The organism is Streptomyces melanogenes (assembly GCF_014649795.1).
Taxonomy (GTDB): domain Bacteria; phylum Actinomycetota; class Actinomycetes; order Streptomycetales; family Streptomycetaceae; genus Streptomyces; species Streptomyces noboritoensis.
Map to the genome: position 1 here is coordinate 146,132 of NZ_BMTS01000015.1, position 21,259 is coordinate 167,390.

Annotated in this window: 14 protein-coding genes; 8 read left to right on the plus strand and 6 right to left on the minus strand. The window is 72.2% G+C overall.

What is annotated here, in order from left to right:
- Positions 1–222 precede the first annotated feature (222 nt).
- The 3 genes from IE252_RS29575 to IE252_RS29585 all read left to right on the plus strand — a co-directional run bounded on the left by IE252_RS29575 (position 223) and on the right by IE252_RS29585 (position 4,828).
- Positions 223–933 (plus strand): ComEA family DNA-binding protein, encoded by a 711-nt coding sequence (locus tag IE252_RS29575; protein ID WP_308434569.1) that lies wholly within the window; start codon positions 223–225, stop codon positions 931–933.
- On the plus strand, positions 930–3,587 hold the full coding sequence (locus IE252_RS29580; protein WP_190092489.1) for a ComEC/Rec2 family competence protein: 2,658 nt from the start codon (positions 930–932) through the stop codon (positions 3,585–3,587). The genes IE252_RS29575 and IE252_RS29580 overlap by 4 nt, the downstream gene beginning before the upstream one ends.
- A 425-nt stretch (positions 3,588–4,012) precedes the next feature.
- Positions 4,013–4,828: a YceI family protein gene (locus tag IE252_RS29585; protein ID WP_190092490.1), complete on the plus strand. Its 816-nt coding sequence runs from the start codon at positions 4,013–4,015 to the stop codon at positions 4,826–4,828.
- A 62-nt stretch (positions 4,829–4,890) separates the two neighbouring features.
- Here IE252_RS29585 and IE252_RS29590 read toward each other — a convergent pair whose 3' ends face one another.
- Positions 4,891–5,139, minus strand: coding sequence for a hypothetical protein (locus tag IE252_RS29590; protein WP_190092491.1), 249 nt, complete (start codon positions 5,137–5,139; stop codon positions 4,891–4,893).
- A 128-nt stretch (positions 5,140–5,267) separates the two neighbouring features.
- Here IE252_RS29590 and holA point away from each other — a divergent pair, with 128 nt between their 5' ends.
- A complete protein-coding gene (gene holA / locus IE252_RS29595; protein WP_190092492.1) occupies positions 5,268–6,254 on the plus strand; it encodes a DNA polymerase III subunit delta in 987 nt (328 codons plus the stop codon).
- Positions 6,255–6,681: 427 nt separating this feature from the next.
- Here holA and rpsT read toward each other — a convergent pair whose 3' ends face one another.
- Positions 6,682–6,951, minus strand: a complete 270-nt coding sequence (rpsT, locus tag IE252_RS29600; protein WP_101388267.1) for a 30S ribosomal protein S20 — start codon at positions 6,949–6,951, stop codon at positions 6,682–6,684.
- Positions 6,952–7,158: 207 nt separating this feature from the next.
- Here rpsT and lepA point away from each other — a divergent pair, with 207 nt between their 5' ends.
- Together lepA and IE252_RS29610 are read left to right on the plus strand one after the other, a co-directional pair.
- A complete protein-coding gene (gene lepA / locus IE252_RS29605; protein WP_101388266.1) occupies positions 7,159–9,024 on the plus strand; it encodes a translation elongation factor 4 in 1,866 nt (621 codons plus the stop codon).
- A gap of 191 nt (positions 9,025–9,215) precedes the next feature.
- The gene (locus IE252_RS29610) at positions 9,216–11,102 is read left to right on the plus strand and encodes an AMP-dependent synthetase/ligase (RefSeq protein ID WP_190092493.1); all 1,887 of its coding nucleotides are present in this window, start codon (positions 9,216–9,218) and stop codon (positions 11,100–11,102) included.
- A 24-nt stretch (positions 11,103–11,126) separates the two neighbouring features.
- On the opposite strand, the gene IE252_RS29615 is transcribed toward IE252_RS29610, so the two are convergent.
- Positions 11,127–11,708 (minus strand): response regulator, encoded by a 582-nt coding sequence (locus IE252_RS29615; RefSeq protein WP_190092494.1) that lies wholly within the window; start codon positions 11,706–11,708, stop codon positions 11,127–11,129.
- Positions 11,709–11,717: 9 nt separating this feature from the next.
- A complete protein-coding gene (locus tag IE252_RS29620) occupies positions 11,718–15,785 on the minus strand; it encodes a HAMP domain-containing hybrid sensor histidine kinase/response regulator (protein WP_229848861.1) in 4,068 nt (1,355 codons plus the stop codon).
- Positions 15,786–15,994: 209 nt separating this feature from the next.
- Between IE252_RS29620 and IE252_RS29625 the strand changes: the two genes are divergently transcribed.
- Positions 15,995–17,884, plus strand: a complete 1,890-nt coding sequence (locus IE252_RS29625; protein WP_229848855.1) for a SpoIIE family protein phosphatase — start codon at positions 15,995–15,997, stop codon at positions 17,882–17,884.
- 32 nt (positions 17,885–17,916) lie between these two features.
- Positions 17,917–19,149, plus strand: coding sequence for a radical SAM family heme chaperone HemW (gene hemW, locus IE252_RS29630; protein ID WP_190092496.1), 1,233 nt, complete (start codon positions 17,917–17,919; stop codon positions 19,147–19,149).
- Positions 19,150–19,515: 366 nt separating this feature from the next.
- Here the strand turns inward: hemW and IE252_RS29635 are convergent, their stop codons facing one another.
- Entirely contained in the window at positions 19,516–20,334 is an 819-nt protein-coding gene (locus IE252_RS29635) for a DUF3097 domain-containing protein (protein WP_190092497.1), read from the minus strand.
- Positions 20,335–20,381: 47 nt separating this feature from the next.
- The gene (locus tag IE252_RS29640; protein ID WP_190092498.1) at positions 20,382–21,104 is read right to left on the minus strand and encodes an MBL fold metallo-hydrolase; all 723 of its coding nucleotides are present in this window, start codon (positions 21,102–21,104) and stop codon (positions 20,382–20,384) included.
- Positions 21,105–21,259: the final 155 nt, after the last annotated feature.

A 21,259-nucleotide genomic window follows, 5' to 3' on the forward strand; every position in this document is an offset into this window, starting at 1 on the left:
CGCACACGCGGCACCCGGGTCCGTGCCTCCGCAGGAACTGCCGCGCGGCGGCGGGCGGAGGCACTGCTCCCGGCGCCCGCGCCGACTGTTCCGCCCACACCCGCGCCTCCGCAACCTGATCCGCCGGACCTGCCCGATCCGTCAGTCCCTTCAGCCCCGCCACGTCCACCCGTGCCCGTCCCGACGCCGTCAACTCCGTCTGCTGGAAGCGGCTTTCCAGGCGTGCGGGAGCGGGCCTGGGTGGCGCTGTGGGAGCGGCTGCCGGTGTGGGTGCAGGCGCGGTGCGGGCTCACGCCGAGGAGTCTGGCCGCGCTGAGTGTGGTGCTGATCGTGGCCGTGGGGTTCGCCGTGCAGCACTTCTGGGCGGGGCGGCCCGAGCCCGTGCGCGCCCCGGAAAGGGTGACGGGACCGGCGCCTCCCGTCCGCGTGGCGAGCCCCGGCCCGAGCCCGGTGCCGGTGGCCGGGGTGAGTGGGGCGCCCGGGCCGTCTCCGAGCGGGGGCATCGTGGTCGACGTCAGCGGCAAGGTGCGGCGACCGGGGATCCATCGGCTGCCGCCGGGCTCCCGGGTCGCGGACGCGCTGGCGGCGGCGGGTGGCGTACGGGACGGGGTGGATGTCACCGGACTCAACCGGGCGAGGGTGCTCATGGACGGCGAGCAGGTGGTCGTGGGCGTGCCCGGCGCGGTGCCGGGCGGGGCCGCGCCGGTCGCCGGTGGCGGAGGGAGCGCTGGGGCGGGCGGGGCGCCGGTCAGCCTGGGCTCCGCCACGGTGGATCAGCTGGACGCGCTGCCGGGGGTGGGTCCCGTGCTCGCCCAGCACATCGTCGACTACCGCGCCCAGCACGGCGGATTCCGGTCCGTCGACGAGTTGCGGGAGGTCAACGGGATCGGTGACCGCCGGTTCGAGGACCTCCGCCCGCTGGTGCGGCCATGAACCGCCCCGGAGTCCACGTCGGGTCCGGCAACCCGCTCGGCGCCGCCGACCCCCACCAGGAGGGCCCGCCGGACCTCCGCCTGGTCCCGCCCGCGATCGGCGCCTGGGCTGCTGCCGCCGTGGCGCTCAATGCCCCGGTGCGGTGGGTGACTTGGGGGATCGTGACGTTCCTGGTGGCGGTGGGGGTGCTGCTGGTACCGACGATTCGGCGCTGGGGGAGCGGGGTGGGTGGCAGAGCCGGTACCTGGGGAGGGGCTGGACCCGCACCGCCTGTGGCGGCGGGGGATCGGGTCGGACCCGCACCTTCCGTGTCCACGGCGCATCAGACAAGGCCCGCCCCGCCTGCGCCCACCACGCATCGGATCGGACCCGCACCGCCCGTGCCCACGGCACACCGGGCGACCGGGCCCTGGTGGGCGAACCGGGTTGCCGTCGCCGCCGTGCTGCTGTGTGCGGCCGCCGGAGCCGCCGCGAGCGCGTTGCACGTGGCCGAGGCGCGACGGGGACCGGTTCCCGGGCTTGCGCGGCAATACGCGCACGCCACCGTCGACTTGACCCTAACCTCCGACCCGAGGCCGGTCCGGGCGCGGGCTGCGTGGGGTGGGCGGTCGGTGGTGATTCAGGCGGTGGTCACGCGGGTCTTCGGGCCGGACGGTGGCGCCAGCCGGGTGCGGACGCCGGTTCTGGTGACCGCGCCGGAGTCGTGGCAGCGGCTGCTGCCGTCGACGCGGGTGCGCGTGTCCACCCGGATCGCGCCGCCGAGACCGGACGACAAGTGGGTGGCCGCCGTGGTGCGGGTGCCCGAGCGGGCGGCGCCACAGGTCGTGGGGGAGCCGACTGCCTTGCAACGTACGGCGGGTGAGCTGCGGGCCGGGTTGCGGGAGGCGGTCGACGGGCTCAGTCCCGACGCCCGGGCGCTGCTGCCGGGGCTGGTCGTCGGGGACACCTCGCGGGTCACGCCCGAGCTGCGGGAGGCCTTCGAGGCGACCGACCTCACGCATCTGATGGCGGTGTCGGGCAGCAACCTGGTGATCGTCCTGGTGCTGCTGATCGGACCACCCGGCCGGGCCTCGCTGGCCGAGCGGGGCGGTCTGGCACCGCGCCTCGGCATCTCGCTGCGGGCGACGGCGCTGCTCGGCGGGATGATCACCGTGGCGTTCGTGGTGGTGTGCCGGCCGGAGCCGAGCGTGCTGCGCGCGGCGGCCTGCGGGCTCGTCACGCTGCTCGCCATCGCCACGGGCCGCCGCAGATCGCTGATCCCGGCGCTGGCCGCCGCCGTACTGGTCCTGGTGCTGTACGCCCCGGAGCTGGCAGGGAGTTACGGGTTCCTCCTCTCCGTGCTGGCCACAGGGGCGCTGCTGACGATCGCCCCGGGGTGGAGTGAGGCGCTGCGGCGGCGCGGGGTGCCGGGACGGCTCGCGGAGGTGCTGGCGGCGGCGGGTGCGGCGCAGGCGGTGTGCGCGCCGGTGGTGGCGGTGTTCGCGGCGCGGGTGAGTCTGGTGGCTGTGCCCTGCAACCTGCTGGCGGAGCTGGCGGTGGCCCCGGCCACGGTGCTGGGGTTCGCGGCCCTGGCCGTGGCGCCGGTCGCGATGCCGGTCGCCGAACTGCTGGCGTGGTGTGCGGGCTGGCCGACCGGGTGGATCGCGGACATCGCCCGGGCCGGGGCGGCGCTGCCGGGGGCGCAGACGGGATGGCCCGGCGGCTGGGGTGGTGGGGCCCTGCTCGCCGGGGTCACCGTCGGCGCGGTGTTCCTGGCCAGACGGCTGCCCCGCCATCCCTGGGTGGCCGCCGGGTGCGCGGTGCTCCTGCTGCTCGCCGTGGTGCGGCCCGCGCCGCTGACCCGGATCGTCACCGGCTGGCCGCCGCCGGGCTGGGCGTTCGCGATGTGCGATGTCGGGCAGGGCGATGCCACGGTGCTGGCGGCGGGGGAGGGGACGGCGGTGGTGGTCGACGCGGGGCCCGACCCCGTTCCGGCGGACCGGTGCCTCAGAGCCCTGGGCGTCACCCGGATTCCGCTGCTCCTGCTCACGCACTTCCACGCCGACCATGTGGCCGGTCTTGCCGGGGTGTTGCGGGGGCGGGCCGTCGGGGTGATCGAGACGGCGACGTACGAAGAGCCGCCGGAACAGGCCCGGTTCGTACGGAGGACCGCCGCCGGGGCGGGGGTGCCGGTCGTCCCGGTGGAGCCGGGGGAGCGGCGTGCGGTGGGCGGTCTCACTTGGGAGGTGCTGTGGCCGCTGCCTCCGCCGACCGTCACGCCGGACGGGCCGAACGACGCCAGCGTCACGCTCCTCGTCCGGACCGGAGGGCTGACCCTGCTGCTCCCCGGTGACCTCGAACCGCCCGCCCAGCAGGCCCTGTTGCGGGCGCACCCCGAGCTGCCGCCGGTGGACGTCCTCAAGGTCGCCCACCACGGCTCGGCCCACCAGGACCCGGCGCTGCTGCGGGCCGTCCGGCCCCGGCTGGCGCTGATCTCGGCGGGGAGGGGCAACCCGTACGGCCACCCGGCGCCCGCCACGGTGTCGCTGCTCGCGGCGTCCGGGGCGCGGGTGCTGCGTACGGACGCGGACGGGGCGATCGCGGTGACGGGGAGGGGGAGCGGGAACGGGGTGGGGAGCGGGCTGATGGCGGTGCCGCTGGGGCGGGGGCCATGAGGGCGGGCGGGGGCCGGGTCTCGTGGTGGGAGTTCGGGCGCCCCCCGGGCATGGCGTGCCCCTGTGGGAGAGGGACCCCTGGCCGACCGTGCGGTGTAACCGGGGATAGCAATTCGGGCCTCTTCGGACAGTGTTGCTCAACACGTCACATGGGCCCCGTTTGCCTCGAACGGTTCAAGAGTGATCGAATGCATCTTCGTCAAGGGCCGCAAGTCCTGCCGTGACGAGGATGTCCTGGCCGTGCGCGGTCCGGAAGTTCCTTCTCGCACGGGAGTGTGTGCACCGTGTTCAGCCGCTGGCCCGGCAGGCGTTCGACCGACCCTTCCCGTACGGCACGTACGACCCGTACTGACCGTACGGCTCGCCCGGCCCTTGCCGGTCGTGCGGCTCGTACGGTCCGGAGCGGACCTCTCGCGGCGGTCGCCGTGCCGCCGACGGCCGGGGTGCTCAACTGCCGGGTCCTGGACCCGGTCAGCGAGCCGGTCCGGCAGGCCGAGTTCGTGGTCAGCGACAGCGCGGGCCGCAAGGTCCTCGCGGGGGAGACCGACCCGTACGGCAGTGTCATGGCGACGGTGCCGGCGGGGGAGTACCGGCTGGCGGTGACGGCGGAGGGGTACAAGCCGTTCCACAGCAACGCCGTGGTGGCGGAGAGCACGCTCGCCGGGCTCGGTGACGTGACGCTCCAGCTCGCGGAGCCGCCCGCGCTGCCCGAGCCGGGCGAGTGGGAGCTCGACCCGATGCACTCCCAGATCGGCTTCACCGCACGGCACATCGGGCTGGCGCGGATCCACGGGCGGTTCAACACGTTCGCCGGGGCCATCCGGATCGGGGAGCGGATGGAGGAGTCCGCGATGCACGTCGTCATCGACGCGGCGTCCATCGACACCGGTGTCCGGATGCGCGACGACCATCTGCGGTCCGGGGACTTCCTGGACGTGGAGCGCTGCCCGACGCTGGAGTTCTACAGCGACCGGTTCGTGCACCGGGGTGGCAGCCGCTGGGCGATCATCGGCGGGCTGACGCTGCACGGGGTGAGCCGTACGGTCACGCTGGACACGCAGTACCTCGGCCTCGGTACGGGGCTTGAGGGCGAGACGCGGGCGGCCTGCCGGGCGGCGACGGAGCTGCACCGGGAGGACTTCACGCTGACCTGGCAGACCATGCTGGCGCGGGGGATCGCGGCGATCGGGTCGTCGATCTCCATCGAGATGGACATTCAGGTCCTGCCGAAGGCCGGGTGAGCCGTAGGCCGTGAGCCCGGTTGTGCTCCCCGGCCGGGGCGCGTGCTCGCGGGCTGCCCTGGTTACGGGGCTTCCAGCCAGCCCTCGTACTCCTCCGCGAGTTCGTTCAGGGCCGCCGGGTCCAGGCGGTGGTGCGGGTCCTCGACGACGACCAGCCACTGGGCGTCCTCGGCGTCGTCCTCGCCGGCCAGGGCGTCACGTACGAGCTGGGGCTCTTCGGCCAGGCCGAAGCGGGCGGGGAGTTCCTCGGCCACCTCGTCGGCGGCGTCACGGTCGGGCAGCACCAGTACGTGTCGGGTCACATCGCTCACCTGGACATTCTCCGGTATGGGGAAGGGTGCGGGGGAACGGCCCCCCCACGCCACTGGCGGCTGCTGTCGGTGGCCGCGAGGTGCTGGCAGTGGGGGCCTGTCAGTGCCGCGTGGGATGCTGGACGGCGATGGCCACCAGGAAGAATTCCACCGACGATCCGCTCGCCCCGCTCACGCTCGCCGTGGGCCAGGAGGACCTGCTGCTCGACCGCGCAGTGCAGCAGGTGGTGGCGGCCGCACGGGCCGCCGACGCGGACACCGATGTGCGCGACCTCGCCTCCGACCAGCTCCAGCCCGGCACGCTGGCCGAGCTGACCAGCCCTTCGCTGTTCGCCGAGCGCAAGGTCGTGGTCGTACGGAACGCGCAGGACCTGTCGGCGGACACGATCAAGGACGTGAAGGCGTACCTCGACGCGCCCGCCGAGGAGATCACGCTCGTGCTGCTGCACGCGGGCGGCGCCAAGGGCAAGGGACTGCTGGACGCGGCGCGCAAGGCGGGGGCGCGGGAGGTGGCGTGCCCCAAGACGACGAAGCCGGCGGAGCGGCTGACGTTCGTGCGGTCGGAGTTCCGGGCGCTGGGGCGTTCGGCCACGCCCGAGGCGTGCCAGGCGCTGGTCGACTCGATCGGCAGCGATCTGCGGGAGCTCGCCTCGGCGGTGTCGCAGCTGTGCGCGGACGTGGCGGGGACCATCGACGAGGCGGTCGTCGCGCGCTACTACACCGGGCGGGCGGAGGCGTCCAGCTTCACGGTCGCGGACCGGGCCGTGGAGGGGCGGGCGGCGGAGGCGCTGGAGGCGCTGCGGTGGTCACTGTCGACCGGGGTGGCACCGGTGCTGATCACGAGTGCGCTGGCTCAGGGGGTGCGGGCGATCGGGAAGCTGTCGTCGGCCCGGGGTGGGCGGCCCGCCGATCTCGCCCGTGAGCTGGGGATGCCGCCGTGGAAGATCGATCGGGTGCGGCAGCAGATGCGGGGGTGGACGCCGGATGGGGTCGCTGTTGCGCTGCGGGCAGTGGCTGAGGCGGATGCGGGGGTGAAGGGCGGGGGGGACGATCCTGAGTACGCCTTGGAGAAGGCGGTTGTGGCGGTTGCGCGGGCTGCTCGGGCTCGGCGGTGAGCCCCTCCCCGCCCCTTCCCTTAACCCTCCGGGGGTGGGTGGGGGTGGAGGTGGTTTCCCGGGGGCTTCGCCCCCGGACCCCGTTGCGGGGGCTCCGCCCCCTGCACCCCGCTTCTTTCGTCTGCGGACCGTGCTGGGTTGCTCGCGCCGTTCCCCGCGCCCCTGAAGGGCGGGGGCTCCGCCCCCTGCACCCCTTCGCGGGCCCTGCGGCCCCGCCCCCCGTACCCCCCAACACAAAACCCCGCCCCCGCCCAGCCGGACGGAAACGGGGTCTTGCTCAAACTATTTCGCCGCACCCGCGTGGCGAACGCAGGCCGCGTGCGGCGGTGGTGCGGGTACCGGGTCGGGAGCGGAAGAGAGGGCCCGCTGGGTCCCTACCGGTGGTCTATCAAGTGGTCAGCCCACTATTGAGGCCGGCCGGACAGAATTAGGCAGCCTTGAGGGCGGCAACCTTGGTGGCCAGCGCCGACTTCTTGTTGGCGGCGGCGTTCTTGTGGATGACACCCTTGCTGACGGCCTTGTCCAGCTTCTTGGAGGCGGTGCGGACAGCCGTGTCGGCCGCCTCGACGTCGCCGGCCAGGACAGCCTCGCGGGCCTTGCGGATCGCGGTCTTGACCTCGGACTTGACGGCCTTGTTACGCAGGCGCGCCTTCTCGTTGGTCTTGTTCCGCTTGATCTGGGACTTGATGTTCGCCACGAAAGAGCCTTTGCAGGTTCGATGTATCAGATGGTTGTGGCACTCGCAGCTGAGAGGGCAGACGAGGCACAGCTGCCCAGGTTACCAGCCGTCCACCTGGCGGCCCAAACCGAGCGCAGTCCCGTTCCCATGGGACGATAGGGGCTACGTATCGATCCGACATCGCCCGAGACGAGACGCCCCGCGTCTCAAGAATCAGGACCCTGCGTGCCCGCGACGCCTCACAACGTGCCCGAGCCGAGCCGTACCGACCCGGCTCTGATCCGCAATTTCTGCATCATCGCGCACATCGACCACGGCAAGTCGACCCTTGCCGACCGGATGCTCCAGCTGACCGGTGTGGTCGATCAGCGGCAGATGCGCGCCCAGTACCTCGACCGCATGGACATCGAGCGTGAGCGTGGCATCACGATCAAGTCTCAGGCCGTCCGTCTGCCGTGGGCTCCCAGCGAGGGGCCGGACCAGGGCCGGACGCACATCCTGAACATGATCGACACCCCCGGGCACGTGGACTTCACGTACGAGGTGTCCCGGTCGCTCGCCGCCTGCGAGGGGACCGTCCTCCTCGTCGACGCCGCCCAGGGGATCGAGGCCCAGACCCTGGCGAACCTGTACCTCGCCATGGAGAACGACCTCACGATCGTTCCCGTGCTCAACAAGATCGACCTTCCGGCGGCGCAGCCCGAGAAGTTCGCCGAGGAGCTGGCCAACCTCATCGGCTGCCAGCCCGAGGACGTGCTGAAGGTCTCCGCCAAGACCGGCATCGGCGTGGACGCGCTGCTCGACCGCGTGGTGCGCGACGTGCCCGCGCCGGTCGGTGTGGCCGACGCCCCCGCCCGCGCGATGATCTTCGACTCGGTCTACGACTCGTACCGGGGCGTCGTCACGTACGTCCGTGTCGTCGACGGTCAGCTCAACAAGCGCGAGCGGATCCGGATGATGTCCACCGGGGCGACGCACGAGCTCCTGGAGATCGGGACGAACTCGCCCGAGATGCTGCCCGCCGACGGGCTCGGTGTCGGCGAGGTCGGCTATCTGATCACCGGTGTCAAGGACGTCCGGCAGTCCAAGGTCGGTGACACCATCACCTCCCTGCACCAGGGCGCCACCGAGGCGCTCGGCGGGTACAAGGACCCGAAGCCGATGGTCTTCTCGGGTCTGTATCCGCTGGACGGGTCGGACTACCCGGACCTGCGCGAGGCCCTCGACAAGCTCCAGCTCAACGACGCCGCGCTGGTCTACGAGCCGGAGACCTCCGCCGCGCTCGGCTTCGGCTTCCGCGTCGGCTTCCTCGGCCTGCTGCACCTCGACGTGATCCGCGAGCGGCTCGAGCGCGAGTTCGGGCTCGACCTGATCGCCACCGCGCCGAACGTGGTCTACCGGGTCGTCCTCGAAGACGGCAAGGAAGTCACCGTCACCAATCCGAGTGAGTTCCCCGAGGGGAAGATCTCGGAGGTGTACGAGCCGGTCGTGCGCGCCACGATCCTCGCGCCCAGCGAGTTCATCGGCTCGATCATGGAGCTCTGCCAGACCCGGCGCGGCACCCTGCTCGGCATGGACTACCTCTCCGAGGACCGCGTCGAGATCCGCTACACGCTGCCGCTCGCCGAGATCGTCTTCGACTTCTTCGACCAGCTGAAGTCCAAGACCCGGGGCTACGCCTCGCTGGACTACGAGCCCACCGGCGAGCAGTCCGCCAGCCTCGTCAAGGTCGACATCCTGCTGCACGGCGACAAGGTCGACGCCTTCTCCGCGGTCTGCCACAAGGACGCGGCGTACGCGTACGGCGTGCGGCTCGTCGCCAAGCTGCGCGAGCTCATCCCGCGCCAGGCCTTCGAGGTGCCGGTCCAGGCCGCGATCGGCTCCCGGGTGATCGCCCGCGAGACCATCCGCGCCATCCGCAAGGACGTCCTCGCCAAGTGCTACGGCGGTGACATCTCCCGTAAGCGGAAGCTGCTCGAGAAGCAGAAGGAAGGCAAGAAGCGGATGAAGATGGTCGGTTCCGTGGAGGTTCCGCAGGAGGCCTTCATCGCGGTGCTGTCCAGCGACGAGTCTGCGAGCAAGAAGAAGTGACCGGCGAGTAGCCCCCGGTGTCACGGCGGACCCCCGCTCTTCGGAGTGGGGGTCCGTTCGTTATGAAACCCGCTTCCACTGCCCCTTACGCGGCGGGCGGGAGCGCTTTACTCTGATCACGGCCCGATGGTTACTCGCCAGTTAAACAAGAAGCAGCCGCAGCCCTGCCGCAGGCCAGCCCGGAGGACGTCGTGAGCGACACGCAGACTTTGATCGAGAACCGGCCACCGTCCGTGGCGGCCCTCTTCGTCCAGCGGGTGGAGGCCACCCCGGACCTGGAGGCCTACCGCCATCCGGTCCCGGCCGCCGACGGCCAGGGTCCCGACGAGTGGAAGTCGCTGAGCTGGGGGCAGGCCGCCGAGCGCGTCTACGCGATCGCGGCGGGCCTCGCCGACCTGGGCGTGACCTCCGAGCAGCGCGTGGCGCTCTCCTCCTCCACCCGCATCGAGTGGATCCTCGCGGACCTCGGCGTGATGTGCGCGGGCGGCGCGACCACCACGATCTACCCGCAGACCAACGCCGAGGAGTCGGCGTACATCCTGGGCGACTCCGAGAGCCGGGTGCTCTTCGCGGAGAACGCCGCCCAGCTGGCCAAGGCGCGCGAGCGCCGGGCCGAGCTGCCAGAGCTGCAGCACGTCGTGGTCTTCGACGCGGCGGGCGCCGAGCCGGCCGAGGGCGACCCCGAGGGCTGGGTGCTCACCCTCGCCGAGCTGGAGGCGCGCGGCACCGCGTACCTGGAGAAGCACCCGGACGCGATCAAGGAGCGGATCGCGGCCATCACCTCCACCCAGCTCGCTACGCTGATCTACACCTCGGGCACCACCGGCCGCCCCAAGGGCGTGCGGCTGCCGCAGGACAACTGGTCGTACATGGCGAAGGCCATCGCGGCGACCGGGCTGATCAGCGGCGAGGACGTGCAGTACCTGTGGCTGCCGCTGGCGCACGTCTTCGGCAAGGTGCTGACCTCCGGGCAGATCGAGGTCGGCCATGTGACGGCCGTCGACGGCCGCGTCGACAAGATCATCGAGAATCTGCCGGTCGTCCAGCCGACGTACATGGCCTCGGTGCCCCGGATCTTCGAGAAGGTCTACAACGGGGTCGCCGCCAAGGCCCGGGAGGCCGGCGGCGCCAAGTACAAGATCTTCCAGTGGGCGGCCGAGGTGGCCCGCGAGTACGCCAAGGTCAGCCAGGACAACTTCCGGCGCACCGGCAAGGCCTCGGTGCCGTTCGGCCTCGGCGCCAAGCACAAGGTCGCGGACGCGCTGGTGTTCGCGAAGATCCGCGAGGCGTTCGGCGGGCGGCTGCGCGCCGCCGTCTCCGGCTCGGCGGCGCTCGCCCCCGAGATCGGCTTCTTCTTCTCCGGCGCCGGGATCCACATCCTGGAGGGGTACGGACTCACCGAGACCAGCGCCGCCTCCTTCGTGAACCCGGGCGAGGCCTACCGCACGGGCACCGTCGGCAAGCCGTTGCCCGGCCTCGAGGTGCGCATCGCCGACGACGGCGAGATCCTGCTGCGCGGCCCCGGCATCATGGAGGGCTACCACAAGCTGCCCGAGAAGACGGCCGAGGTGCTGGAGTCGGACGGCTGGTTCCACACGGGTGACATCGGCGAGCTCTCGCCGGACGGGTATCTGCGGATCACCGACCGCAAGAAGGACCTGATCAAGACGTCCGGCGGCAAGTACATCGCGCCGGCCGAGGTCGAGGGCCAGTTCAAGGCGGTCTGCCCGTTCGTCTCCAACATCCTGGTGCTCGGCGCCGACCGGAACTTCTGCACCGCGCTGATCGCCCTCGACGAGCCCGCGATCCTGGGCTGGGCCAAGGACCACGGCGTCACCGGCTCGTACGCCGAGGTGGTCGCCCACCAGGAGACGGTGGCGCTGATCGAGGGCTATGTGAAGCGCCTCAACGAGGGGCTCCAGCGCTGGCAGACCATCAAGCAGTTCCGGCTGCTGCCGCGCGACCTCGACGTGGAGCACGGCGAGCTGACGCCCAGCCTGAAGCTGAAGCGGCCGGTCGTGGAGCGCCAGTACAAGGAGCTCATCGACGAGATGTATTCGGGCGCCAAGGAGGCGTAGCCGGTACGCGAGTCGGGGGCGCGCTCAGCCGCGCCCCCTTCTCATGTCCCGGATGATCTCCTCCAGCGTCAGCAGCTGGTGGTGCAGGTCGCTCGCCCCGGCCAGGCAGCCGCGCGCCAGCTCCGCCTCGATCTCCGCCAGCCGCTCCGCGATCTCGCCGAGCTGCTTCTGCTCGCGCGCCAGCAGCCGCTCCAGCTGGCGGTTCTTGCGGTGCAGGTCCAGGAACACGTTCACCTTCGCCCGCAGTACCCAGGGGTCGAACGGCTTGGTGAGGAAGTCCGCCGCGCCCGTGGCGTACCCCCGGAACGCATAGCCGCTGTCGCCGTCCGTGCCGGTCAGGAAGATGATCGGCACGTCCTTCGTCTGGTCGAGCCGTTTGATGTTGGTCGCGGTCTCGAAGCCGTCCATGCCCGGCATCCGTACGTCGAGCAGCACCACCGCGAACGTCTGCCGCAGCAGCGCCTTCATCGCCTCCTCGCCCGAACGCGCCCGTACCAGCGGCTCGTTGAGCGAGCCCAGGACGGCCTCCAGGGCTATCAGGTTGTCCTCCATGTCGTCGACGAGGAGGATGCTCGCCCGGTCGTCGGGTGGTGCCGCTGTGCTCATCGTGTCGCCTTACGTGGTCGGCGGAGCGGCGGCGGGCTCCCCGGTGCCGCTCGACTGCTCCGGTACGGACGCGCTCGCCGTGCCGCCCCCGCTGCCCTCCGGGTCCAGCAGGGCGCAGACCACGGTGAGCAGCCGGTCCACGTCGACGGGCTTGGGCACGTATTCGTTGGCGCCCTTGGCGATCGACTTCTCGCGGTCGCCGGGCATCGCCTTCGCGGTGAGGGCGACGATGGGCAGATCGGTCCACAGGGGGCTGCGGCGGATGGCCTCGATCGTCTCGTACCCGTCCATCTCGGGCATCATGATGTCCATCAGGATCAGTTCGACGTCCGGGTTGCGCTCCAGGGTCTCGATGCCCTCGCGGCCGTTCTCCGCGTACAGCACGGGCATGCCGACGCGGCCGAGCACATGGGTGAGGGCGAAGACGTTGCGGATGTCGTCGTCGACGATCAACACCCGCCGCCCCGGCAGCACCTGGCCCGCCCGGCCCTCCTTCCACTCCTCCAGTTTGGTGCTGGTCGGCCAGTCGTCGTCCTGGTCGGGCAGCAGCATGTGCTCGGAGGAGGGTGGCTCGGCCGGGTCGGCGGCGAGCTCCGGGGGCTGGTCGAACTCGCCCGTCACATGGCCGGGGTAGAGCACCGGCACGTACAGCGTGAAGGTGGAGCCGGTGCCCGGCTCGCTCTCGGCGATGATCCGGCCGCCGAGCAGGCCCGCGATCTCGCGGCTGATGGAGAGGCCGAGGCCGGTGCCGCCGTACTTGCGGTTGGTCGTGCCGTCGGCCTGCTGGAACGCCTCGAAGATCACCGGGAGTTTCTCCGGCGCGATGCCGATGCCCGTGTCGGTGACCGCGAAGGCGATCAGGTCGTCCGCGCCGCCCAGCACCCCGTCCTCCGGGTCCTTGAGGCGGCTGACGCGGAGCTCGACGCGGCCGGCGGAGGTGAACTTGATCGCGTTGGAGAGGAGGTTGCGCAGGATCTGCTGGAGCCGCTGCTCGTCCGAGTACATCTCGCGCGGCACGTCCTCGCCCACCGAGACCTCGAAGGCGAGGCCCCGGTCGAGGGTGATCGGGCGGAAGGTGGCGTGGACGTAGTCGAGCACCTTGATCAGCGGCAGCTTCTTGGGTCGTACGTCCATCCGGCCGGCCTCGATCTTCGACAGGTCCAGGATGTCGTTGATCAGCTGGAGCAGGTCGGAGCCGGAGCGGTGGATCGTGGTGGCGAACTGGACCTCCTGGTCGGAGAGGCGGTCGTCCGGGTTGTCGGAGAGCAGCCGGGCCAGGATGAGCAGCGAGTTGAGCGGGGTGCGCAGCTCGTGCGACATGTTCGCCAGGAACTCCGACTTGTACTGGGAGCTGGTCGCGAGCAGCGCGGCCTTCTCCTCCAGCTCGGCGTTGGAGCGCTGCAACTCGGCCTGCTGGCGCTGGAGTTCGTCGGAGCGCTCCTGGAGCTGGATGGCGAGCCGCTGGGACTCGCTGAGCAGTGATTCGGTACGGGAGTTGGCGATGATGGTGTTGATCGCGACGCCGATGGTGTTCACGAACTGGTCGAAGAAGGCCAGGTGGACGTCGGAGAAGCGGGAGAACGAGGCCAGTTCGATCACGCCGAGGAGCTTGTCCTCGAAGAGGATCGGGATGATCACGACACTGGCCGGGGACGCCTCGCCGAGCCCCGAGCTGATCTTGATGTAGTCGGGCGGCGCCTCCTCGAACAGGATCCGCTTCTTCTCCAGGGCGGCCTGGCGGACCAGGCCGTGGCCGGGCATGCCGGTGGTGTCGACGGTCGCGCCCTGCGCCGAGCCGTACCCCGCGATGAAGGCGAGCCCCTTGGTCGTCGACGTCGTACGGGACGGGGTGCCCTCGTTGTCGGGGTCGGCCAGGAAGAACGCGCCGTACTGGGCGTTCACCAGCGGCGTCAGCTCGCGCAGGATCAGGTCGGCGACCTCCATCAGGTCGCGGTGGCCCTGCATCAGACCCGCGAGGCGGGCCAGGTTCGACTCCAGCCAGTCCTTGGCGCGGGTCGTCTCGCGCAGGTTGGACACCATCAGGTTGATGTTGTCCTTGAGCTCGGAGACCTCGCCCCGGGTCTCCACGGTGATCGAGCGGGACATGTCGCCCTGAGCCACGGCCGAGGCCACCTCCGCGATCGCGCGGACCTGGGTGGTGAGGTTGAGGGCGAGCTCGTTGACGTTGGTGGTCAGGCGCTTCCATGTGCCGTACACGCCCTCGACGCGGGCCTGGCCGCCGAGCTGGCCCTCCGAGCCGACCTCGCGGGCGACCCGGGTGACCTCGGAGGAGAACGAGGAGAGCGTGTCGACCATGGTGTTGATGGTGGTCTTCAGCTCCAGGATCTCGCCGCGCGCGTCCACGTCGATCTTCTTGGAGAGGTCGCCCTGGGCCACCGCGGTCGCCACCTGGGCGATGTTGCGGACCTGCGAAGTCAGGTTGTCCGCCATGTAGTTGACGTTGTCGGTGAGGTCCTTCCAGACGCCGGAGACGCCGAGGACCTGGGCGCGCCCGCCGAGCCGCCCGTCCGTGCCGACCTCGCGGGCGACGCGGGTGACCTCGTCGGCGAACGCGCGCAGCTGCTCCACCATCGTGTTGACGGTGTCCTTGAGCTCCATGATCTCGCCGCGCGCGTCGACGGTGATCTTCTTGGAGAGGTCGCCGTTGGCGACGGCGGTGGTGACCTGGGCGATGTTGCGGACCTGGGAGGTGAGGTTCGACGCCATGAAGTTGACGTTGTCGGTGAGGTCCTTCCATACCCCGGACACCCCGCGCACCTGCGCCTGGCCACCGAGGTTGCCTTCCGTGCCGACCTCGCGGGCGACGCGGGTGACCTCGTCGGCGAAGGCGGAGAGCTGGTCGACCATCGTGTTGATCGTCGACTTGAGCTCCAGGATCTCGCCCTTCGCCTCGACCGTGATCTTCTTGCCGAGGTCGCCCTGGGCCACCGCCGTCGAGACGAGCGCGATGTTGCGGACCTGGGAGGTGAGGTTGTCCGCCATGAAGTTGACGTTCTCGGTGAGGTCCTTCCAGACCCCGGAGACGCCCCGGACCTGGGCGCGCCCGCCCAGATTGCCCTCGGTGCCGACTTCGCGGGCGACGCGGGTGACCTCGTCGGCGAAGGCGGAGAGTTGGTCGACCATGGTGTTGATGGTCGACTTGAGCTCCAGGATCTCGCCCTGGGCGTCGACGGTGATCTTCTGCGAGAGGTCGCCGTTGGCGACCGCCGTGGTCACCTGGGCGATGTTGCGGACCTGCGAGGTGAGGTTCGACGCCATGAAGTTGACGTTGTCGGTGAGGTCCTTCCAGACCCCGGAGACGCCCCGGACCTGGGCGCGCCCGCCGAGCTGGCCCTCGGTGCCGACCTCGCGGGCGACCCGGGTGACCTCGTCGGCGAACGCGGAGAGCTGGTCGACCATCGTGTTCACGGTGAGCTTCAGTTCGAGCAGCTCGCCGGTCGCCTCGACCGTCACCGTACGGGTCAGATCGCCCCGCGCCACCGCCGTGGTCACCGCGGCGATGTCGCGGACCTGCGCGGTCAGCCGGGACGCCATGGTGTTGACGGCCTCGGTCACGTCCCGCCAACTGCCGCTCAGGCCCTGCACCTTGGCGCGTCCGCCGAGGCGCCCCTCGGTGCCGACCTCGCGGGCGACCCGGGTCACCTCGCCGGTGAACAGCGAGAGCTGGTCCACCATCTTGTTGACGGCCCGGCCCAGCCGGCGCAGATCGCCGCGCAACTGCCGGTTCCCGTCGTGGAGATCGACCCGCTGGGTCAGATCGCCGCCCGCCACCGCGTCCAGCACGCGCGTCGCGTTCGCCGCCGGTACGACCAGGGCGTCGATCAGTGTGTTCGCGCTGGTCACGCCCGCCTGCCAGGCGCCCTGCCCGGGGCTGGCGGCCAGCCGCTCGTCCAGGCGGCCGTGCCGGACCACCTCGCGGCGCACCCGCAGCAGTTCGTCGGTCAGGTGCTGGTTGCGCACGGCGACCTGGTTGAAGATCGCCGCCAGTTCGGCGGGTATGCCCTCGTAGGTCTCCGGGAGCCGGACCCCGAAGTCGCCGTCGCGCAGGGCGGTCATCGCGGCCAGCAGCGGGCGTAACTCCAGTGCCCGGATCCAGTCTCCGCCCCCGGGCGGCACGGCACTGTCTCTGTTCATCTCGGCCCACTTCGGTGACTCGGCGCTTATGGGCACGCTCAGTCTGTCACTCTGTCGGTGTCATGAGGTGCGCAATGTGAGAACCGATCAGGAGCCGCACCGTGGGGTCCATTCCAACGCAGCGGGAGAGCGTGAACCGCCCACTCCGCCAGGCGCCCGCCCCCGACCCGGCGGAGCGCGGGAGCGGGTCCGCCGCCCGCACCAGCCTGCCCGGCAACCCGCTCGCCCCCTCCGCCGCCCGCCGCTTCGTACGGGCCGCGCTCGCCGACTGGACGGCCCAGGGGGCGCCCGGCGCGGCCCGGCTCGACGACCGGGCCGCCGACGACGCGGCGATACTCGTGAACGAGCTGGTCACCAACGCCGTGGTGCACGCCGGCACCACCGTCGAGCTGGTCTGCCGACTGGAGCCGCCCGCCGGTGACGAGCCAGGGGCCGTGGTGGTCGAGGTCTCCGACCACCACCCCTCCCGGGTCGTACGCAACGAGCCGCGCGGGGCGCGCGAGCCGGGCGCGCCGGAGTACGGGCGGGGCCTGCACCTGGTGGCGGCGCTCGCCGAGTGCTGGGGGATCACCTACCGCACCGGACTGAAGACGGTGTGGGCGCGGCTGGTCCTCGACGCGGACGACGCCGCCCGCTCCGACGGCGACCCCGGCTCCGACGAACGGCTCCAACGCGGCCTGCGCGCCGCCGAGATACTGGCCACCGCCCCGCGCGGCGCCCCCTCCGGCCCTGACCGCGACTGGGTGAACCGGGGCGCCCTCTCCTTCCTGGCGGAGGCGTCCGACCTGCTGGCCGGCCAGTTCGACGAGGACATGATCGCGGCGCTCGCCGGCCAGCTCCTGGTGCCCCGGCTCTGCGACTGGTGCGCGATCTGGCTCGACCCCGAGGCGGGCGGCCCGGTCGGCGAGCCCCGGCTCGCCCGGGTGTGGCACGCCCGCGAGTCCGGGATCGAGGAGCTGCGGGCGGTCCTGGAGAAGGAGCCGCCCCGGCTGCCGGAGTCGGCGCGCGGCGGCCCGGTCCCGATGCCCTGGCCGGGCCCGCGGGACGGCGACGACGGGGCGGCGCTCGCGTACCGGATGGTGGCGGGCGGCCGGGCCGTCGGCGTGCTCATGCTGGGGCGCGGCGGGATGGCGCGCATCCCCGACGAGGTCACCGGGCTCGTGGAGGACTTCGTGCGCCGGGTGGCGCTGGCGATCGGCGCCGCCCGCCAGTACACCCGCCAGGTCACCATCAGCCGGGTCCTGCAGCGCGGGCTGCTGCCCGCGAGCGTGGCGGAGATCCCCGGCGTCGACAGCGCGCTGGTCTACCAGCCCAGCGGCGAGGGGGTCGCGGGCGGCGACTTCTACGACCTGTTCCCCGGCGCCGACGGTCGCTGGTGCTTCGCGCTCGGCGACGTCCAGGGCAGCGGCCCCGAGGCGGCGGTCGTCACCGGCCTGGTGCGGCCCTGGCTGCGGCTGCTGGCCCGCGAGGGGTACGCGGTGCACGACGTGCTCGACCGCCTCAACAAGCTGCTCGTCGACGACGGCGTCGAGGCGGCGGAGGCGGCCGCCCGGATGGTCGCGGCGGCGGGCGGCCGCGAGGTGGCCGAGGGCCCGCAGGCCCGCTTCCTGTCCCTGCTGTACGGGGAGCTGGTGCCGGTGCCGCCGGAGCAGGGCGGCGGCGTCGTGTGCACCCTGGCCAGCGCCGGGCACCCGCTGCCGCTGCTGCTGCGGCCCGAGGGGTCGGTGCGGGCGGCGGCGGTGCCGCAGGTGCTGATCGGCGTGGTGGAGGGGGCGGCGTACGAGAGCGAGAGCTTCCGGCTGATGCCCGGGGACACCCTGCTGTGCGTCACGGACGGGGTGACCGAGCGCCGCTCGGGGCGGCAGATGTTCGACGACGGCGACGGGCTCGCGGCGGTGCTCGCGGGGTGTGTGGGGATGACGGCGACGGGGGTCGCCGAGAGCGTCAAGCGGGCGGTGTACGCGTTCGGCACGACGCCGCCCGAGGACGACCTGGCGCTGCTGGTCCTCCAGGCCCGGTGAGGGCTTGCCGCCGGGTGGCGGACAATGGGGGCATGCCTTCCGTACTGCCCGATGGTGAGCCCATGCCCGAGGACGGGGCGCTGCCCGGTTCCGCCCTGGAGGGCGCGGGGGAGCGGCCGCTCGGCTTCTACCTGCACGTTCCCTACTGCGCCACGCGCTGCGGGTACTGCGACTTCAACACATACACCGCCACCGAGCTGCGCGGCTCCGGCGGCGTCCTGGCGTCCCGGGACAACTACGCGGCCACGCTGATCGACGAGATCCGCCTGGCCCGGAAGGTGCTCGGGGACGACCCGCGCCCGGTCCGTACGGTCTTCGTGGGCGGCGGCACGCCGACGCTGCTGCCGGCGGCCGACCTGGTCCGGATGCTCTCCGCCGTACGCGAGGAGTTCGGTCTGGCGGACGACGCCGAGGTGACGACGGAGGCGAATCCGGAGTCGGTGGACCGGGCGTATCTGGAGGAGCTGCGCGCCGGGGGCTTCAACCGGGTCTCCTTCGGCATGCAGAGCGCGAAGCAGCACGTCCTGAAGATCCTCGACCGTACGCACACGCCCGGTCGCCCCGAGGCGTGCGTCGCCGAGGCGCGGGCGGCGGGCTTCGACCACGTCAACCTCGACCTGATCTACGGGACGCCGGGGGAGACGGACGACGACTGGCGCGAGTCGCTGGCGGCGGCCGTCGGGGCGGGCCCCGACCACATCTCCGCCTACGCCCTGATCGTCGAGGAGGGCACCCAGCTGGCGCGCCGGATCCGCCGGGGCGAGGTCCCGATGACGGACGACGACGTCCACGCCGACCGCTATCTGATCGCGGACTCGGTGCTGGAGGCGGCGGGCTTCCACTGGTACGAGGTGTCCAACTGGGCCACCACGGAGGCGGGGCGCTGCCTGCACAACGAGCTGTACTGGCGGGGGGCGGACTGGTGGGGGGCCGGGCCGGGGGCGCACTCCCACGTGGGTGGGGTGCGCTGGTGGAACGTGAAGCATCCTGGGGCGTATGCGGGGGCGCTGGCGGGTGGGCGTACGCCGGGCGCCGGCCGCGAGGTCCTTTCCTCGTCGGACCGTCGCGTGGAGCGCATCCTCCTGGAGCTGCGCCTCCGTGACGGCTGCGAGCTGTCCCTGCTGCGCCCGGCGGGGCTGGCGGCGTCGCGCCGCCACCTGTCGGACGGGCTCCTTGAGCCCGGTCCGTACGGGGAGGGGCGGGCGGTGCTGACGCTGCGGGGGAGGCTGCTGGCGGACGGGGTGGTACGGGACCTGGTGGACTGACCTTTCCCGTCCCCTCCCCGCCCCTTCCCTAAAGCCCTCTGGCGGGCGGCCGGGTGGGGGTCGGGGTGGGCTGCTGGGGGCTATGCCCCCAGACCCCGTTACGGGGCTGCGCCCGGGGCCCGTGTTCGTCTGCGGGTCGTGGCCGGTTGCTCGCGCAGTTCCCCGCGCCCCTGAGATGCGCCCCTGCGGGGCGCCCCAGGGGATTGCCGCGGAGCGGCATCTTCAGGGGCGCGGGGAACTGCGCGACCAGCCACATACGACCCGCAGACGAACGCGAAGCGGGGTGCAGGGGCGCAGCCCCGCCACGGGGTCCGGGGGCGTAGCCCCCGGGAGATCACCTTCGCCCCCCACCCACCCCCGGAGGGTTTAGGGAAGGGGCGGGGTGGGGGCTGTGACGAAGTCGATCAGCTCTTCCACTCTGCCCAGCAGCTCCGGCTCCAGGTCCCGGTACGTGCGGACCCCGGACAGGATCCGCTGCCACGCCGTCCCCGTGTTGGGGGGCCAGCCCAGGGCCCGGCAGACACCCGTCTTCCAGTCCTCACCCCGCGGCACCACCGGCCAAGAACCGATCCCCACGGACGCCGGCTTCACCGCCTCCCACACATCGATGTACGGATGCCCGGCGACCAGCACGTCCGCCCCCGTGACCGCCGCCGCGATCCGGGACTCCTTGGAGCCGGGCACCAGGTGGTCGACCAGGACGCCCAGGCGCGCGTCGGGACCGGGCGCGAAGTCCGCGACGATCGCGGGGAGGTCGTCGATGCCCGAGAGGTATTCGACGACGACCCCCTCGATCCGCAGGTCGTCGCCCCACACCTTCTCCACCAGCTCCGCATCGTGGCGCCCCTCCACATAGATGCGCCCCGCCCGCGCCACCCGCGCCCGCGCCCCCGGCACCGCCACGGAGCCCGACGCCGTGCGCGCCGGGCGCGAGGGCGCGGGCGCCGGCGGGCGTACCAGCGTGACGACCTTCCCTTCAAGCAGGAACCCACGGGCCGCCAGCGGGAACACCCGCTGTTTGCCGAAGCGGTCCTCCAGCGTCACCGTCCCCGCCTCACAGCGGAGCACCGCCCCGCAGAACCCGGTCGTCACCTCCTCGACGACCAGGTCGAGCTCGGCGGGCACCTCGGGGGCCGGGGTCCCCTTCTTCCAGGGCGGGGTCAGATCCGGGCTGTAGCTGCGCATTCGGATGAGAATACGGGCGGTTCATGTGGCCATATGGGTGTACGGCGCTACGACACGCCGAATTCCGCCGCGAGTTGGGCCCGCTGCGCCCGTACGAACGCCGCGTCCACCACCGCCCCGTGCCCCGGCACGTACACCGCGTCCTCGCCGCCCAGGTCGAGCAGCCGGTCGAGCGCGGCGGGCCAGCGGGTGCGGACCGCGTCCGGGCCCGCCTGCGGCTCGCCGGACTCCTCGACCAGGTCGCCGCAGAAGACGATCTCGGGGGAGCCGGCGGAGGCCGGGACCAGGACCGCCAGGTCGTGGCCCGAGTGGCCCGGGCCCACATTCGCCAGGAGCACCTGCCGCCCGCCCAGCTCCAGCGTCCACTCGCCGGTCACGAAGTGGTGCGGGAGCACCAGCAGATCCGCCGCCTCGGCGGCCTGCGCGGCAGGCACCCCCTGCGTGACGGCGTCGATACGCAGGGCGTCGCCGTCGAGCACCCGGTCGATGCCCACCGCCCCGTACACCTCCGCCCCCGAGAACGCGGCCGTGCCGAGCACGTGGTCGAAGTGCGGATGGCTGAGTGCGATGTGCGTCACCCGCCGCCCCAGCAGTGCCTGCGCCTGGGCGCGCAGCTCGGCGCCCTCGCGCAGGGTCGACCCCGTGTCGTACATCAGGACCGCGTCGTCGCCGACGACCAGGCCCACCGTCGCGTCCCACCCCGGAAGGCGGCGCCGGCCCACGCCGTCGCCGAGCCGCTCCCACCCGAACTCTTCCCATCTGACGTCCATGACGTGACGCTATCCCGGGCGGTCGGGCGTGGCGCCCGGCCGCGCCGCTCCACCGCGCCGCGAGCGTCACGGGCGGCCGCCCTTGCTAGGGGTGTACCGGTCGGCCGTACACTGGCCGGGGGATTGCTGGCACTCGAACGCACAGAGTGCCAGGC

Excerpts from the sequence above, each read along its gene's own strand:
- IE252_RS29635 (WP_190092497.1), bottom strand. The coding sequence starts at position 20,334 with ATGCGCAGCTACAGCCCGGATCTGACCCCGCCCTGGAAGAAGGGGACC.
- IE252_RS29620 (WP_229848861.1), bottom strand. The coding sequence starts at position 15,785 with ATGACCGCCCTGCGCGACGGCGACTTCGGGGTCCGGCTCCCGGAGACC.
- holA (WP_190092492.1), top strand. The coding sequence starts at position 5,268 with ATGGCCACCAGGAAGAATTCCACCGACGATCCGCTCGCCCCGCTCACG.
- hemW (WP_190092496.1), top strand. The coding sequence starts at position 17,917 with ATGCCTTCCGTACTGCCCGATGGTGAGCCCATGCCCGAGGACGGGGCG.
- IE252_RS29640 (WP_190092498.1), bottom strand. The coding sequence starts at position 21,104 with ATGGACGTCAGATGGGAAGAGTTCGGGTGGGAGCGGCTCGGCGACGGC.
- IE252_RS29580 (WP_190092489.1), top strand. The coding sequence starts at position 930 with ATGAACCGCCCCGGAGTCCACGTCGGGTCCGGCAACCCGCTCGGCGCC.
- IE252_RS29615 (WP_190092494.1), bottom strand. The coding sequence starts at position 11,708 with ATGAGCACAGCGGCACCACCCGACGACCGGGCGAGCATCCTCCTCGTC.